Origin of the sequence: Prevotella melaninogenica ATCC 25845 (assembly GCF_000144405.1) — a bacterium.
Classification (GTDB): Bacteria; Bacteroidota; Bacteroidia; order Bacteroidales; family Bacteroidaceae; genus Prevotella; species Prevotella melaninogenica.
In genome coordinates this window covers 634,498-651,430 of record NC_014370.1, presented here as the reverse complement: position 1 = coordinate 651,430, position 16,933 = coordinate 634,498, and the positions used below count along the sequence as shown (strand labels likewise).

At 40.5% G+C, this 16,933-nt stretch carries 12 protein-coding genes; 8 read left to right on the top strand and 4 right to left on the bottom strand.

The annotated features are described in order from the left end of the window. The 3 genes from HMPREF0659_RS02500 to HMPREF0659_RS02490 form a co-directional block, all read right to left on the bottom strand. Entirely contained in the window at nt 1-3,486 is a 3,486-nt protein-coding gene (locus HMPREF0659_RS02500; RefSeq protein WP_013264909.1) for a SusC/RagA family TonB-linked outer membrane protein, read from the bottom strand. Between the two features lie 347 nt (nt 3,487-3,833). Continuing rightward, on the bottom strand, nt 3,834-5,111 hold the full coding sequence (locus HMPREF0659_RS02495; protein WP_044045965.1) for a DUF3078 domain-containing protein: 1,278 nt from the start codon (nt 5,109-5,111) through the stop codon (nt 3,834-3,836). 550 nt (nt 5,112-5,661) lie between these two features. Continuing rightward, a complete protein-coding gene (locus tag HMPREF0659_RS02490; RefSeq protein WP_013264850.1) occupies nt 5,662-6,345 on the bottom strand; it encodes a porin family protein in 684 nt (227 codons plus the stop codon). 633 nt (nt 6,346-6,978) lie between these two features. On the opposite strand from HMPREF0659_RS02490, the gene HMPREF0659_RS02485 reads away from it, so the two are divergent. The 7 genes from HMPREF0659_RS02485 (at nt 6,979) to HMPREF0659_RS02455 (ending at nt 13,978) form a co-directional block, all read left to right on the top strand. Then, a complete protein-coding gene (locus HMPREF0659_RS02485; RefSeq protein ID WP_013264035.1) occupies nt 6,979-7,857 on the top strand; it encodes a cell division protein FtsX in 879 nt (292 codons plus the stop codon). A gap of 131 nt (nt 7,858-7,988) precedes the next feature. Next, nucleotides 7,989-8,231: a DUF3098 domain-containing protein gene (locus HMPREF0659_RS02480; protein WP_013264781.1), complete on the top strand. Its 243-nt coding sequence runs from the start codon at nt 7,989-7,991 to the stop codon at nt 8,229-8,231. Further along, nucleotides 8,231-9,091 (top strand): undecaprenyl-diphosphate phosphatase, encoded by an 861-nt coding sequence (locus HMPREF0659_RS02475; RefSeq protein WP_013264446.1) that lies wholly within the window; start codon nt 8,231-8,233, stop codon nt 9,089-9,091. Before HMPREF0659_RS02480 ends, HMPREF0659_RS02475 begins: the two co-directional genes overlap by 1 nt. 21 nt (nt 9,092-9,112) lie before the next feature. Then, nucleotides 9,113-9,811 (top strand): tRNA pseudouridine(55) synthase TruB, encoded by a 699-nt coding sequence (gene truB / locus HMPREF0659_RS02470; protein WP_013264661.1) that lies wholly within the window; start codon nt 9,113-9,115, stop codon nt 9,809-9,811. A gap of 21 nt (nt 9,812-9,832) precedes the next feature. Next, complete coding sequence (locus HMPREF0659_RS02465; protein WP_013264503.1) at nt 9,833-11,017, top strand: S-adenosylmethionine:tRNA ribosyltransferase-isomerase; 1,185 nt, start codon at nt 9,833-9,835, stop codon at nt 11,015-11,017. 1 nt (nt 11,018) lies between these two features. Then, nucleotides 11,019-11,429, top strand: coding sequence for a 2-amino-4-hydroxy-6-hydroxymethyldihydropteridine diphosphokinase (gene folK, locus HMPREF0659_RS02460; RefSeq protein WP_013264624.1), 411 nt, complete (start codon nt 11,019-11,021; stop codon nt 11,427-11,429). Between the two features lie 113 nt (nt 11,430-11,542). Further along, nucleotides 11,543-13,978, top strand: a complete 2,436-nt coding sequence (locus HMPREF0659_RS02455; protein ID WP_013263841.1) for a C10 family peptidase — start codon at nt 11,543-11,545, stop codon at nt 13,976-13,978. Between the two features lie 600 nt (nt 13,979-14,578). On the opposite strand, the gene rpsO is transcribed toward HMPREF0659_RS02455, so the two are convergent. Then, nucleotides 14,579-14,854: a 30S ribosomal protein S15 gene (gene rpsO, locus HMPREF0659_RS02450; protein WP_004360506.1), complete on the bottom strand. Its 276-nt coding sequence runs from the start codon at nt 14,852-14,854 to the stop codon at nt 14,579-14,581. Between the two features lie 204 nt (nt 14,855-15,058). Here rpsO and typA point away from each other — a divergent pair, with 204 nt between their 5' ends. After that, on the top strand, nt 15,059-16,861 hold the full coding sequence (gene typA, locus HMPREF0659_RS02445) for a translational GTPase TypA (protein ID WP_013264129.1): 1,803 nt from the start codon (nt 15,059-15,061) through the stop codon (nt 16,859-16,861). Nucleotides 16,862-16,933: the final 72 nt, after the last annotated feature.

The window sequence follows — 16,933 nt, the reverse complement described above, 5'->3', positions numbered from 1 at the left end:
TTAGAATTTTAAGTTGAGACCCAAAGTAACCTTTCTATTCAATGGATACTGTGTTCCATCGTCCTTACCAGAATAAGGATTAATAATTTCTGGGTCTACTCCTGAGTAATTGGTAAGCAAGAACAAATTCTCTCCGCTGAGGTAAACATTAGCATCTTTGATGAATGAACCCTTCAGCCAGTTCTTAGGTATCTGATAACCAATAACCAACTGCTTGAGTCGTAGGAAGCTAATATTCTCAATGTTAGAATCGACGTTACCATCAAACTGACCTACATAATCCTTATCAGCAAACTCAAGTGATGGATACTTCGCATCTCTATTGCTTGTTGTCCAGAAGTCACCAGCATGGAAGTAGTTCATAATAACACCAAAGTCCTTTGTAAAGGTGAAGGCACTGTTCTTATACATATTCATAACCTTACGGCTAATGGTATAGCTGAACAGTACATCAAAGCTCAATCCCTTCCACTCCAAGTGGCTATTCAAACCACCATAAACTGCAGGAAGTGTGCTACCAGCATAATAGAGGTCCTTATCATCGATCACACCATCATAGTTCTGGTCCTTAATCTTTCTTCCGCCCACACGCAATGGATTATTGATTGATTGGAAGTAAAGTGGAATCTGCTTACCTGATGCATTAAGATACATTGGGATATCCTCTTCCTTCTGAACGATTCCCTCATCCTTGAAAGTATAGATACCATAGACTGGACGACCTAAGACTTTATCATTAAGGTCTTCGCCATTGTATGTCTTACGCAGCATGTTCTTATTATGAGAAAGGTTGAAGCCTACGCTCCAGTTCCAATTCTTCTTGCGGATAACATCATACTGAGCCTCGAACTCGATACCTTCGTTAGAGATAGCAGATGCATTATCCCACATATTTGTAGCAAGGAAGACATTACCTGGAAGATAAGATTGCATCAACAGCTTGCTTGAATACTTATAGTAATAATCGAGCTTGAGTTTCAAACGATAATCCAGCATCTGCAAGTCAAGACCGAGGTCATACTGGTCACTCTCCTCCCAAGTCAACTTCTTATTAGCCATAGATTGTGGGATAAGACCTAACGAACCGTTAAAGATGTTACTCTCCTCCATCACACCCAATGCCAAATAAGGCTCCTGGAACTTCTGTCCAGACTTACCCCAAGAAGCACGAAGTTTACCGAAGCTTAACCACCAGAACTTCTTCATGAAGTGCTCTTCACTGAATGCCCAACCAAGACCAACAGAAGGGAAGGTTCCCCAACGTACATCCTTACCGAACACACTTGATCCATCTGCACGGATAGAAAGCTCTGCCATGTAACGCTTCTTATAGCTATAAGCTGCACGACCTAAGAAACTGAGCAATGACTGCTCCTGCTGGTTAGTAAGGAAACTCTGTGCGGCTCTTACTGTTCCACCATCATTGAAGAGTGAAGGCCATCCCTCACCAGCATACTTAATAGAGTTGGTAGGACCACCCTTTGCAGTACCACTTAAGTTCTGCAACAAGTCATAGTTATATGTCATACCAGCCATCAACTCCAACTTATGCTCACTTGGTAATGCCAAGTTGTAAGTAAGAATATTCTCTGTCTGGATATTCGTCATTGCAATATTGGAAGCCTGAACCTCAGACTTCTTATCATACTTCAAATAATCAGGTGTGAACGTGTACACACGTGTGAAGTAATGGTCAAGCGAATAAGTAGAAGAGAACTTCAGACCCTTCAAGATGTTATAGTTCAAACCGACACTCAAACGAACATTATAATTTGAGTTGGTCTTATCAATATCCTTCAATTGCCTCAATGCCACTTGCTCAGCAGTACTACCCTTACCAGGCAAGAGAGTTGATGTACGCTTCGGATCGAATGTCAATCCCTGCACACGACCTCCATCTGCTCCAGCTTTCTGCGTAGCATATGTAAGATTAATACGTGTGAAAGCACTCAACTTTGTTGACAGATTGAAATCAAGATTACTCAACAAACTAAAACGACGGAAGTTAGAACTAATCATAATACCAGTCTCATTATAGACACCAGCATTAACCATATATCGAATATTATCAGTACCACCAGCCAACAACATATCAGCCTTGGTCACCTTACCAACACGGAAGGCATACTTCCACCAGTTTGTTCTGTTATTATAGAAGGTATTAAGTGAATCTTGTGCAATACCAGGCAGTCGACGTTCTGGGTCTAACACCCTACCATTACGCCACAAATAGTCGTAAGCACCATCATTATCAGCATCCCAACCATAGGAATCCTTATAAGAACCTGGATAAATCAACTTATCCGTGATATAATCATAATGTGCACCTCTCTGACTCTTTGCAAGAAGAAGTGCAATATCGCGTTCACCCTTACCAAGGGTTTGCATTGGTGTACTTGGCAACCAAGAAAGAGACTGTGAGAAATTGAAGCTCACTTCAGAACGTCCAGACTTACCCTTCTTCGTTGTAATAAGGATAACACCATTACCAGCACGTGAACCATAGAGGGACGCTGATGCAGCATCCTTAAGTACCTGTACAGACTCAATACTTGAAGGATCGAGTCCTGACAATGGGTTGATACCACCCGTTGCATCTCCTGCACTACTTGACACAGGAATACCATCAATCACATAGAGAGGGGATCCATCATTGATACCCTTCTGATTAAGAGAACTAAAACCACGAATAGTAATACGAGAACCACCACCACCAGGTGAACCTGAGAGGTTAGTTACATCTACACCAGCCATACGACCCTGCAAGAGGTTCTCAATACTTGCCGTTGGTGCCTTCTGCAAATCCTCAACTTTTACAGAAGCCACAGCACCCACTTGCTCACGTGTATTACGCTTACCATAGGCAACAACCGTAACCTCACCCATTGCGATAGCTGAAGAAGTCAGGATAACGTTCATAGCTTTACCAGCATGATACTTTAGCGTTTTAGCATCATAGCCCACGCTGGAGATAGTAATCGTCCCCTCTTCTTTCTCTACAGGCATTGAGAAGTTACCGTCAATATCAGCAGTAACACCTTGCGACGTACCCTTAATTTGCACAATAGCAAAAGGCACTCCCAATCCGTCTTTGTCTTTTACTGTGCCACGAATCGTGTATTGTCCTTGTGTTGCGTTCTTCATCTTGAACACATCAATCACCTTGCCATCGATATTATAGACGAAAGATGAGTGAGACAATAGATTTTCCACAGCACTCAGTTCGTCTACATCCTCAAACGATATCGTAAGAAGCAACGTGTCGTTCTTAACATCGTCAGAGTAATTAATCTTGTAGTCTCCCTTTGTAGAAATGAAATCCAAAATCTGAGCAACACTCTTATCCTTAAACGAAATCGAGAATTTCTTACCCGCTACTTGTGCAGAAGCAGGAGAACTCCACGAAAGCATCAAGATAAAAGTTGTCAGAAACACCAAAGAAGGTAACCTTCTTAAAGTTCTAAACATGCGTTGATGATACTTCATTGATTAGTCTTTATTGTTATTATTTTTGATATTAACTTATTAAAAGAATTAGATTCCTTCACAAATGTGCGCTCAATAAAATCTACATAAAAACGGTATTAATATTGATTACGATGCAAATGTACATAAAAATCTTGAATCACAAAGTCTATTGATTATAAAAAAAGTAAAAGAAATGCAGTTATAATAACACACACTATCCCCCTCTCTGTACGAGAAGGGGATGGTTAGTATTTACGTTTCAAGTTTCAGATACTCCGCTACGTTCATCTTCCTCTACGTTTAAGGTTATATTGATGATAGAACCCACGAAACTGCCTCTATACCTTTTAACTTGCATCATTCAATTAGAAACTATACTGGAAACCTATAGAAGCAAACTCCTTCAACTGCCAAAAGGCATAATGGTCATCACGACGTACACCATCATCAAAACGAGGATAGATAAACACACGACTTGATATATAGCGATTAAAGTGGAAGGTAAAGGTATTCTCCCATTCTAACTCCGTACGCTTATAAGTCGAATAGCCATACAGGCGTGTCTTCCAAGTAAGCGATTCCATCAACTGCCATTCTAAATCAACCGTAAACTCAGAACCGAAGTCATGCAGGAAATGATTACCATCCTTGATACCCAAACGACGCGTCAACTCTAACATACGAGTATACTTCATATTATAGGCTAATGGTGCCAAGTGGAAGTTACCCTTCAAACGATGGTTCATCCAGTCTACCGAGTAATCCATACCGATAGAAAGGTTTATGTTCAACGGAGCTGCAAAAGCTGAATAAATCTTTGGATCATTTGAACGGTAAGAATGGCTAAATTGCGTATTGCCAATAAACTGAACCGTATAATACCAACGCTTTGTTGCCTGCAAACCGAGTTTAGAGGTAAGACGAATCAAGTCCTCTGTACTCTTAAAACTGTGTAGGGAGTCGGAGCGGCTGCTCTGCATACCATATTTTAATTCCAAACGGTTCTCCCACTTCACTTTCTGCTTATTATTATAATTAGCTTGCATGACCAATGAAACCAAAGCAGAATAATTGCTTTCGCCACCTTTATACCAGTTTCCAGATACGTAATTCTGCAGGAACTGTAGAGCATAATCACCACTAAACGTCCAGAAATTAGGACGCTTTACCAAAACATCTACAGGTACATTTGTTGGCTCAACAGGACGATCAGCCACTTTCTCTACCAATGTAGGATCATGATGTATTGGTGCTTTAATATCATCTAATTTCGTCTGCTGTTGCTGTACCATACGATCAGTGCCCTCCACAAGGTCAGGACGTGTCAAGTAAAGGTGCATCAACTCTGAGAGAATTGGACTTTCCTTTCTATCACGTGTAAACAGTCTTTCTGCCACATTACCATAATAGGTCAGTGGTAAAAACAATCGCATATCATTCCGACGAAGCCTCTGCCCGCGTTGAACTTTCGGCATCTTACGTGTAAACACACTATCCTTCAGCGATTTTAGTGAATCAATATACGCTTGAATCTTATCCATTGACGGCCGTTCATCGCTACGAACAGAGATAGGATGATTCACTTGAGCAATAGTACCCAAGCTCACTATTAAAAATAATGTGATTAAAAAGTTCCGTTTCATCATATTTATTATAATGTGCAAACTTACGGTATTTTTTTTAATTTACAGCCCTATTTACTGAAAATCTTAACCACTATAAGCAATTTACTCATATAATTAGTGACTCTTCCGAAATATGGAGTGATAAACTAAACTCTTACATATAAGGCACACAGAGTCACGGAGGGGGACGGAGGTAACGCAATGTCACGGAGGTGCCGAGGGCACAAAGAGTGACGGAGGTGTAGCGTACAGATTCTTGCTAAATATTTTGGAATAAACGTTTTGTATATAAATTGCTAATAGAATTAGTAAACAAGCTCCGTTGCTCTATGCACCGACGGTGCCTCCGTTACTACTATAGCTTTGTATTTAATAATCCTCCGTTCTCTCCGTTCCTCCGTGTGACATTACTTCAAACTCTAAACATAAGTGGCAAACCTTATCACTCCAAAATCCTGAAGATCCTAATTAGTAGCCTTCCACTTCTTCCTGAAATGAAAGACAACGAACAACGATATTACATGGTTATCCTATTTCTTTAATAAACAAGAAAAGCCTTAGCGTTGTCTTAAAGATTTAATTTATAACCTACAGACACCTCAAACACGCTGCTACGAGAAGAGTCACCTTCCTTGTAAATATTAAAGACTCCCACATGATATAATGCTCCTAACACAACGTTTTCGTACTCATAGCTTACGCCAACTGGTATAGAAAGACCAAACTTATGCATACCATTCTTTATATCGATAGTAAACTCATCTTCGTGGAAGTTAGACTTCCTACCCTCCTTGTCCACATCAAACGACTGTTGTATTTCATGACTTCTTGCACCAAGTAACCAAGTTGGCTCTACACCTGCCTTTACTGAGAATCCTGGTAACAAATAACTATGGATTAGAATCGGCATTGCAACATAATTCATTCGCAAATTACGATTATATACTACAGAGTTCTTCTCTTTATCATCTTTAAACTTACAACCTGCTTGAACAAAAGATAAACCAGCTGAAACGCCAACAACATCTGATGCTTGATACATCACATCTGCTCCGCCAATAAAGCCTAATGACGCATAGGGTTTAACCTCAACAACCTCATTGTCAGCAACTTCATAAATACCAGACCCACCTAACAAAGAAGAAATTGACACTCCAACATGCGGTATCACTGACCATGTACCTAATTTATTCTGTGCCATTGATACCAAAGTTGATGCAACTAATACGATTAGAATAGCTATTCGTTTCATAGGTTTTGTTATTTATTTTGTTAAAGATTATATTTGTTAAACGTATTTTGCATGATTTTATTGCAAAGCACATACGATTTGTGAATATTTTATGCAGACATACAACAGCATTATCACCACAATAAGAGTCGTGAAAATTATTTACATTATTTCATAAAATATTCATCTAAAAAGGTAAAAAACATCCTTTTTAAGTACCTTTGTAACTTAATACAAATCAGATAGTTACAAAACAGCAGCGCAAAAGGTGCTTAATTGGACTTCAAAAGGGCGTTAATAAGACCTCAAAAGGGCACCTTTTAGAAGCTAATTGGGCGTCTTTAAGAGCCTTAAAGAGCATCTATTCATTTTTAAGTGTGAGCTTTTTATTACAAAACAGAAAAATATCACCTTTGAACTTAGCCTACTTATATGTATAAAATAAAAACATTAAAAACCTCTTATGGCGGTTAAAGAGAAAAAACAACGCAATTATTTTAAAACTTTCGAGCATAACTCCCCTACCTTCCCTTCCATAGTAATATGCTCACAAGTTTCATCTTTTATCTCTAAATAAAGCATAATTTCCTTTGTCGTTACCTTATTTTGCAGTATCTTTGCAACAACTTTGGTGTATTATACCTTATTAAAGAAATGGCAAAAAAGAGAAACAAAGCCCGCAGTCGTCATAGTCTGCAGGTTGTCACACTATGTATCAGTACAGCTATGGTACTGATGCTGATTGGTATAGTTGTACTTACAGGCTTTACCAGTCGCAATCTTAGTTCTTATGTAAAGGAGAATCTGACTATCACAATGATTCTCCAACCCGATATGAATACGGAAGAGAGTACTGCTCTCTGCGAGCGTATTCGCACCTTGCATTATATCAATAGCTTGAACTTTATCAGTAAAGAACAGGCGTTGAAGGATGGAACCAAAGAATTAGGTGCCAACCCTGCCGAATTTGCAGGTGAAAATCCGTTTACGGGTGAGGTAGAAGTACAGTTGAAGGCTAACTATGCTAACAATGACTCTATCCGCAATATTGTTCAGCAATTGCGTACCTATCGTGGTGTGAGTGACATCACTTATCCACAGAGTTTGGTAGAAAGTGTAAACCAAACATTGGGTAAGATTAGTTTGGTGTTATTGGTTATTGCTGTATTGCTCACCATCATCTCATTCTCTCTGATTAACAATACTATCCGATTGAGTATCTATGCACATCGTTTCTCAATCCACACGATGAAACTTGTTGGTGGTTCATGGAGTTTTATCCGTGCGCCATTCTTGCGCCGTGCAGTATTAGAAGGATTAGTTTCAGCCCTATTGGCTATTGTAGTCTTGGGTATAGGAATATGTCTCCTCTATGAAAAGGAACCAGAGATTACGAAATTATTGTCATGGGATGCATTGATTATCACAGCAATCGTAATGTTAGCTTTTGGTGTGATTATTGCAACCTTCTGCGCATGGTTGTCAGTAAACAAGTTCCTGCGCATGAAGGCAGGTGACTTATATAAGATTTAAAAGGAACCGTAAAAAGAGGAAAAGATAAGAGAGTAAAAGTTTCTTATAGATGGAAAAGAGAAAAACTCATTATTCCAACTCATCTTTTTAACTTCTCAATCTCAGCCCCTTGAACTCTTCAAAAATAGAATATGGACAAAAGAAATTTAGCTTTTGGTAAGACCAACTTTATTTTGTTGGCTATAGGTGTAGCCGTTGTTATTCTCGGCTTTATCCTTATGAGTGGTGGAACATCTACTGAAACCGTATTTGATCCAGACATCTTTAGTGCACGCCATATCACGATTGCACCTATTGTTACCTTTATTGGTTTTATCTCTATCATTGGTGCTATCCTCTATCAGCCGAAAGAAACTAAAGAAGTGGAGGAATAATGACACTTTTACAAACGATTATTATCTCCATTGTCGAAGGACTGACGGAGTTCCTTCCCGTGTCATCTACGGGTCACATGATTATTACACAAAATCTTTTAGGTGTACCATCAGGTGACGAGTTTGTACATGCCTTTACCTTCATCATACAGTTTGGTGCTATCCTCTCTGTCGTATGCTTATATTGGAAGCGCTTTTTCCAGATTGACCATACACCTGTACCTGCTGATGAAACTTGTACTTTCAAGAAGATTATTCATCCAATCCGCTTCTACTGGTTATTGTTCATTGGTGTCCTACCAGCTGTTATCATTGGCTTAGCAGCTAAGAAAAGTGGTTTACTTGACTGGCTGCTCGACTCAGTTTGGGTTGTAGCAATAATGCTCGTTGTGGGTGGTATCTTCATGCTTTATTGTGATAAACTGTTCAATAAGGGAAAAGAAGAGAATCAAGTAACAGAAAAGCGTGCCTTTAGCATTGGTCTTTTCCAGTGCCTATCGGTTATCCCTGGCACAAGCCGATCTATGGCTACTATCGTTGGCGGTATGGCAAACGGATTGACACGTAAGCGTGCAGCAGAGTTCTCATTCTTCCTTGCAGTACCTACTATGGCTGGTGCAACACTGCTCGACCTACTTGATTTATTAAAAGGTGACAGCACATGGGCGTCTGCTCATAACCTTATAATGCTCGCTGTAGGCTGTGTTATATCATTTATCGTTGCGCTATTGGCAATGAAATGGTTTGTAAGTTTCCTTGCAAAATATGGTTTCAAGTGGTTCGGTTGGTATCGTATCATCGTTGGCGTTATCATTATTATAATGCTGCTCTGTGATATTCCACTGAATATGGTTGACTAATCTTATATACTTATTGCCCTAATGAACTTCAAAGAAGGAGTAATCATCCCTATCGACAAGCCCTACGGAATCACCAGTTTCAAGGCATTAGCGCACGTACGCTACCTTTGTACACAGGCGAATGACGGAAAAGTAAAGATTGGTCATGCAGGTACTTTAGACCCTTTGGCTACAGGAGTACTCATCCTTGCTACGGGTAAGATGACAAAACAGATTGAAACCTTGCAGACACATACAAAGGAATATACAGCGACCCTACAGTTGGGAGCAACCACACCAAGCTACGATATGGAGCATGAGGTGAATGAAACATTCCCAACTGAGCATATTACAATGGAACTGATAGACGCTACACTTCCTCAGTTTGTGGGTAATATCGAGCAGATTCCACCAACTTACAGTGCTGTAAAGGTGGATGGTAAGCGTGCTTTCGACTATCGAAGAAAAGGTAAGGATGTTACGTTAAAACCTAAGAACATTCGCATTGATGAGATAGAAGTAGTAGACTTCGATGCAGAGAAGATGCAATTATCAATCCGTGTCGTCTGCGGTAAAGGTACTTATATCCGTGCATTAGCACGCGACCTTGGACGAGCAGTGAATAGCGGAGCCTATCTTACAGCATTGCGCCGCACACGTGTTGGAGACGTAAGAGTGGAAGACTGCGTCAATTATGACCAGTTTGAAGCATGGCTTCAGCAACAAACAATAGAAAAATAATAAACTCCCCAATAAATAAATATGAAGCTTTCACAGTTTAAATTCAACCTACCAAAAGAGCAGGTAGCCTTATATCCACATTCATCTGAACGTGTATTGACTCGTACTGACGGCAGTACACAGACCTTTACTGTTACACGTCGTGACGAAGGTAGACTGATGGTGTTACACCGTAAGTCAGGAAAGATTGACATGTTTAAGGGTGAGATCAATGGTGAACCTAAGGAAGAAGACTACATCCGCTTCAAAGATGTGTTCAATTACTTCGATGAGGGCGATGCTTTTATCTTCAATGACACTAAGGTTTTCCCAGCTCGTCTGTATGGAACAAAGGAGAAGACTGATGCTAAGATTGAGGTATTCCTCCTTCGTGAGTTGAATCAGGAGATGCGTCTTTGGGACGTATTGGTTGAGCCTGCACGTAAGATTCGTATCGGAAACAAGCTTTTCTTTGACGAGTCTGGCACAATGGTGGCTGAGGTTATTGACAATACGACTTCTCGTGGTCGCACACTTCGTTTCCTTTATGACTGTCCTCACGATGAATTTAAGCGTGAGTTGTTTGCATTGGGTGAAGCTCCATTACCACGTTATATCATTGACAATCGTCCAAAGGAGGACGGAGAAGAGTTTGCACACGCAACAGCTGACGACATGGAACACTTCCAGTCAGTCTTTGCAAAGAACGAAGGCGCAGTCTCTGCACCAGGCACAAACATCCACTTCTCTGAACACATGATGAAGATGATGGATATTAAGGGAATCAAGAAAGCATTCATCACCTTGCACTGTGGCTTAGGTAACTTCCATGACATTGAAGTAGAAGACCTTACAAAGCACAAGATGGATTCTGAAGAGATGCACATCAATGCTGATGCTTGTCGTATTGCCAATGGTGCTAAACAGGCAGGACATCGCCTTTGTGCCGTCGGTGCAAGTGTTGTTAAGGCTACAGAGACAGCCGTTGGTACAGATGGTATGTTGAAAGAGTACGATGGTTGGACCAATGAATTTATCTTCCCTCCATACAACTTTGGCTTTGCTGACTCTATGTTGGTTAATTTCTATCACCCATATTCAACCTTATTGATGGAAACAGCAGCCTTCGGAGGTTATGATCTTGTGATGGAAGCATATGACAAAGCGGTAAAGAATGGTTATATGTTTGGTTGCTTCGGCGACTCATTGTTGATTCTCAACGATTAATATGCACATAGTTTATTTATCCCTCGGCACAAATCTTGGCAATAGAAAGGCTATTATGCACGAGGCGATAGCATTGATAGAAAAAAAGATTGGCACAGTTTTGCGCCAATCTTCTTTTCATGAAACGGAGCCTTGGGGGTTTGAGAGTCCTAATCTCTTCCTCAATGCCTGTGTATGTGTCTCCACATCGCTTGCTCCCCGACAGTTATTAGAGACTACTCAAGCCATAGAAATAGAGATGGGACGAGTAAAAAAGTCTATCAATGCACAATATACAGACCGCATCATAGATATTGACATCCTGCTTTACGACAAGCTAAATATCAATGAACCAGACCTTATCATTCCCCACCCTCTTATGGAAGAGCGTGAATTTGTTATGCTTCCTTTAAAGGAGATATGGGAGGATTAGACTGCCTCAAGTCATAAAATAAACTAAATCTATTTGTTTTAAGTGTTCTCAAACTTATACAACCCTGACATAAAATATAACAAACCAATATAATTGACTAATAAGATAAACAAATGAAAAGAACTTTATTATTAGTACTAACTGCGTTCACAAACATTCTATTTGCTAACGCAGAACCCATCACCAAAGCACGCGCTTTGAGTATTGCAACTAAATACATCAACAACCCAAAACTATCGAACGATACTCCAAAAACCCGCTCATCACAAGCTAATGAGCAACCAGCCTATTACATCTTTACTAATCCAAACGACAAGAAATTCGTTATTATTTCTGGAGAAAGTAAACTCAACGAGCTCGTGGGTTATGGAGATAAGATGACAGAAAATCCCAACGATCAGCCTCCATACTTCAAACTGTTCTTAAAGGAATATGAACGTGTTGTAAAGGAGGTGCGTTCTAAAGCTACAACTACTACCCCACAGCGTCCTATCAAACGAAAGGTAGAACCCCTGCTTACTTGTAAGTGGAGCCAGTATGACCCTTTCAATAAGTACACCCCACTAAGTAATGGTCAGCATACACCTACAGGTTGTGTTGCAACAGCCACAGCACAGGTGATGTTCTACAACAAATGGCCTAAGAATCGACCACAAGATTATATTGCATCAACAGGTGATGATGCTAAGAAAAGCGCTACTTATTGGTGGGATGAAATGAAGAACACGACTAATGAGATGAGAGCAGAACAATCTCGACAAGCCGTTGGCGTGTTGATGTATGATATTGGTAAGGCTGTCCATATGAGATACTATATTAAAGGAAGTGACTCAAATTTACAGCGTGCCTGCAATGCACTTCGCGACAAGTTCGACTATACCGTACGTTATCTTGACAAAAACTTCCTTCCTGCCAATGACTTCCTCAATGAGGTGATGCAAGAAATCTCAGATGGATATCCAGTCTTAGTAGTAGGTGGACCTCATGCCTTTGTTTATGATGGCTATGATGAGCAGGGGCTCATTCACACCAACTGGGGCTGGGGAGGCGAAAACGACGGATACTTCGATATCAACATAGTTACCCTTAATGTTTCAGGCTTTGCCCTCAATAGCGGAACATTCTGGGATGACATCTCAGTTGTCTTTGCCCATCCTAATGACGGCAAGGCTGTTCCTTTTAAGGATATAGAACGCGGATTAGATGCAAGAACCACCACATCGCTCACTATTGACAAGACTGAAGCAAACCGCTCTGAAAGTTTCAGTGCAAAGATTGAGAGGTTAGGCTCATATAGTTCAGTTAAAGGTGAACTTGGTGTATTCACTGGGAAGGTTGCACTTGCCCTCTATAATGAGAAGAACGAACGAGTAAAAATCTTTGATTCAACTGCTGGCGACCAAACATGGGCATCTATCTTTACTTCCATGTCATTTGATGTTGCTGATATTAACTTTAAGGGTATTGCTGACGGAAACTACCGTTTGGTACCAGTATTCTCTGAGATGCTCGATACCAAGACAAAGGAACATGGCGACTGGAAGCCAATCAATCACGCCAATGAGGTAGAAGTAAAACTCACTCCAAATGCAGTACAGCTCAATACAAACAACCCAAAGGATGTAGTTGTTATTGAAAAGGCTCCAAGCCTACTTGCACCCTACTATGAAGGTTCTGGATTTAAAGGTGCATTCAGTTTCACGATGTATAACCCTGGACGTGAAGAGGTGCGTGGCGAACTTGTGATGACACTTACAAATCAAGAGACAAAGAAAGAATATAATGGTTATCTTCTTACTCCAAACGTTGTTGCACAACGTCTTGGACGAACCACCTTTGTCATTAATATGCTTCCATTATATTACAACAAACCAAGTTTAGGGAATCTTCCAAGAGGTAAATATGACGTCAAACTATCAATAAAAGCCAATAGAAAAGGAACTGAAGTAGAGATACCTATTGACATGAAAGAGCCTTTCGAAATCGAAGTAATACCTTATGTCAATAATGGAAATATCGAATTAACTTTCCTCGACTACTATGCGGATGGTGAATACGCCAATTACAGCACCTTCCAACTTAATAAGATAAAGAATATCAGTCTGCAAGTACATTCTAAAGTATCTGGCTATCAGATTAGAAATGGCTACCGCGGTCCAATTCATTATCGTCTACTCGATTTGACAAGTAACAAGTGGATAGACTTGGGTACCATCAATAATGTCTATCTTCCATGTGATGCAGACAACAATGCAGCCCAAACACGTATCACCTTTGCTGCTTCTCAATTAGAGGCTAATCATTCATACGAGATACACATTGAGGTTGAAAGAGATGGAAAACGAGAAGACATTTGGAATCCAAATGTGTTACGCAACACATTCTCTACGGTTGATGAGTTGAGACCTAATGGTATTAACTTGCTTAAAACCAAGCAGAGCAGAGCACTGAACATCTTTACCTTGCAAGGGCTTCGCCTATCACAGCCTTGGGAGGAGCTCCCTGCAGGCATCTATATCATTGATGGTAAGAAAGTGATTAAGAAATAGGAAAAGAGTCTATCTGTATAACAAATACGGATAATATTGAGTTTTCAAACTCCAATAAAAAGATTAAAAGCCAAGTCGGTCATTGTGTATTATCTCATAATATGCGATGACCGATTTTCTGTTAAGGCAAATCATACCGTAATTACCAGCCTCTTTGTAAATATTTTTCACCGCTTCGATTTTTATTAAGGCTTAATTGGACTCGAATTAACGCCCTTTTGGCTTCTAAAAGGTGCCCTTTTGAAGTCTTATTAACGCCCTTTTGCAAGCCTATTAAGCACCTTTTGCAAACTATTCCTGTAACATCCTCAATATAAAAGAGTTACAAAGGTGCATAAAAAGACTGTTTTTTACTATTATGCTACTATGCCATCGGGAGATAATGTAAAGAAAAATCAAGAGCTCTAAAAGCTTTTAGAAAACCCTCTTACACGGACGTACTAATACTTAGAATATTGAGATAAAATAGAAAAGGAAACAATACTATCTCTTAAGAGCAAATAGAATAGTAGCAGGAGACAAAGAAAAAAGGTAAGAAAGTAAAGTATGGATAAACCAACTTTAACTTTCTTACCTTTTATTTTTTTGCTTTCAGAAATCTTACTTACGGAGACCCAAAGCCTTGATGATTGCACGGTAGCGCTCAATGTCGCGATCGTAGAGGTAATCGAGCAATGCACGACGCTTACCAACGAGCTGTGTCAATGAACGAGTTGTAACGTAGTCCTTGCGATTCTTCTTTACGTGCTCGGTCAAGTGCTTGATACGATAAGAGAAAAGAGCAATCTGGCTCTCAGCTGAACCTGTATCAGTTGTGCTCTGTGCCTTACCATACTGTGCGAAGATTTCTGCCTTCTTTGTCTTGTCTAAATACATAATTTTGTTTTGATTAATGTGATTTGCAATTACATCTTTCCGTCGTTAGCCGCCTTAATCACAACGGGTTACGACATCAAATGCATCGGACGTTCCGAAAATGCTGTGCAAAGTTACAACTTTTTATTGGAACCACAAACGTTTTCCATTTTTTATTCGTAATTTTGCAGCATAAATTTAGCGTAAGCTTTTTAAGGTATTTAAATGCAAGATATTCGTAACATCGCAGTTATTGCGCACGTAGACCACGGTAAGACAACCTTGGTTGACAAGATGATGCTCGCTGGAAAACTTTTCCGTGACGGACAAGACAACAGCGGAGAAGTTCTCGACTCTAATGACTTGGAGCGCGAACGAGGGATAACAATTCTGAGTAAGAATGTAAGTATTAATTGGAAAGGAGTAAAAATCAACATCCTCGACACGCCGGGTCACTCTGATTTCGGTGGTGAGGTTGAGCGTGTATTGAACATGGCAGACGGCTGTTTGTTGCTCGTAGACGCTTTTGAAGGTCCTATGCCACAGACACGTTTTGTGCTACAAAAGGCCCTTCAGCTTGGTTTGAAACCAGTTGTTGTTATTAACAAGGTAGACAAACCTAACTGTCGTCCTGAAGAAGTATATGAGATGGTATTCGATCTCATGTGCGACCTTAACGCTACAGAAGATCAGTTAAACTTCCCTGTTGTCTATGGTTCAGCTAAGAATGGCTGGATGAGCGAGGATTGGAAGAAGCCAACAGATAATATTGAATATCTGCTCGACCTCATTATTGAGGCAATCCCTGCTCCTAAGCAGATTGAAGGAACACCACAGATGCTGATTACATCTTTGGACTATTCAAGCTACACCGGACGTATCGCCGTTGGTCGTGTACACCGTGGAACATTGAAGGATGGACAGAATATCACAATCTGTCACCGCGACGGAACACAGGAACGCACTAAGATTAAAGAGCTTCATACCTTTGAAGGTATGGGACATAAGAAGACTGATGCCGTAGATTCAGGCGACATTTGTGCCGTAATTGGTTTGGAGAAGTTTGAGATTGGAGATACTATTGCTGATTTTGAGAATCCAGAACCACTGCCACCAATCGCTGTTGATGAGCCAACTATGAGTATGCTCTTCACCATCAACGACTCTCCTTTCTTCGGAAAAGAAGGTAAGTTCTGTACCTCTCGTCACATTAGCGATCGTCTGAATAAGGAACTTGAGAAGAACCTTGCACTTCGTGTACGTCCGATGGAGGACTCCATGGATAAGTGGATTGTTAGTGGTCGTGGTGTACTTCACCTCTCTGTCCTCATTGAGACAATGCGCCGCGAGGGCTATGAGTTGCAGGTTGGTCAGCCACAGGTTATCTATAAGGAGATTGATGGTCAGAAGTGTGAGCCTATTGAGGAGTTGACAATCAACGTTCCAACCGATTTCTCAAGTAAGATGATTGATATGGTGACTCGTCGTAAGGGTGACCTTCTCGGTATGGATGCTGAGGGTGAGCGTGTGAACATCACCTTTGAAATACCATCACGTGGTATCATTGGTCTGCGTACCAACGTCTTAACAGCCAGCCAGGGTGAAGCTATCATGGCACACCGTTTCAAAGATTATCAACCATTCAAGGGCGAAATCGTACGTCGTACAAATGGTTCAATGATTGCATTGGAAGCTGGTACTGCCTATGCATACGCTATCGATAAGTTGCAGGATCGTGGTAAGTTCTTCATCGAATCAGGTGAGGAAGTTTATGGCGGACAGGTTGTTGGCGAGCATGTTCACGACAATGACCTCGTTATCAACGTTACGAAGGCAAAGCAGTTGACTAACGTCCGTGCATCTGGTTCTGACGAGAAGGCACGCGTTATCCCTAAGACCGAGATGAGTCTTGAGGAATGTCTTGAGTACATCAAGGGCAACGAGTATGTTGAAGTAACTCCAAAGAACATTCGTATGCGCAAGATTACACTCGATCATAATGATCGTAAGCGTGAGAGTAAAGAATAGACATCTTACTAATAATAAGTTAGAAAGGCGGCTGTCCACAACGGATAGCCGTCTTTTTTCTTTAACCCAAGT

Bases quoted from the DNA above. Each gene is read 5' to 3' on its own strand.
- HMPREF0659_RS02490 (WP_013264850.1), bottom strand. From the start codon at position 6,345: ATGAAACGAATAGCTATTCTAATCGTATTAGTTGCATCAACTTTGGTA.
- HMPREF0659_RS02485 (WP_013264035.1), top strand. From the start codon at position 6,979: ATGGCAAAAAAGAGAAACAAAGCCCGCAGTCGTCATAGTCTGCAGGTT.
- rpsO (WP_004360506.1), bottom strand. From the start codon at position 14,854: ATGTATTTAGACAAGACAAAGAAGGCAGAAATCTTCGCACAGTATGGT.
- HMPREF0659_RS02455 (WP_013263841.1), top strand. From the start codon at position 11,543: ATGAAAAGAACTTTATTATTAGTACTAACTGCGTTCACAAACATTCTA.
- HMPREF0659_RS02495 (WP_044045965.1), bottom strand. From the start codon at position 5,111: ATGAAACGGAACTTTTTAATCACATTATTTTTAATAGTGAGCTTGGGT.
- HMPREF0659_RS02465 (WP_013264503.1), top strand. From the start codon at position 9,833: ATGAAGCTTTCACAGTTTAAATTCAACCTACCAAAAGAGCAGGTAGCC.
- HMPREF0659_RS02500 (WP_013264909.1), bottom strand. From the start codon at position 3,486: ATGAAGTATCATCAACGCATGTTTAGAACTTTAAGAAGGTTACCTTCT.
- HMPREF0659_RS02480 (WP_013264781.1), top strand. From the start codon at position 7,989: ATGGACAAAAGAAATTTAGCTTTTGGTAAGACCAACTTTATTTTGTTG.
- truB (WP_013264661.1), top strand. From the start codon at position 9,113: ATGAACTTCAAAGAAGGAGTAATCATCCCTATCGACAAGCCCTACGGA.
- folK (WP_013264624.1), top strand. From the start codon at position 11,019: ATGCACATAGTTTATTTATCCCTCGGCACAAATCTTGGCAATAGAAAG.
- typA (WP_013264129.1), top strand. From the start codon at position 15,059: ATGCAAGATATTCGTAACATCGCAGTTATTGCGCACGTAGACCACGGT.
- HMPREF0659_RS02475 (WP_013264446.1), top strand. From the start codon at position 8,231: ATGACACTTTTACAAACGATTATTATCTCCATTGTCGAAGGACTGACG.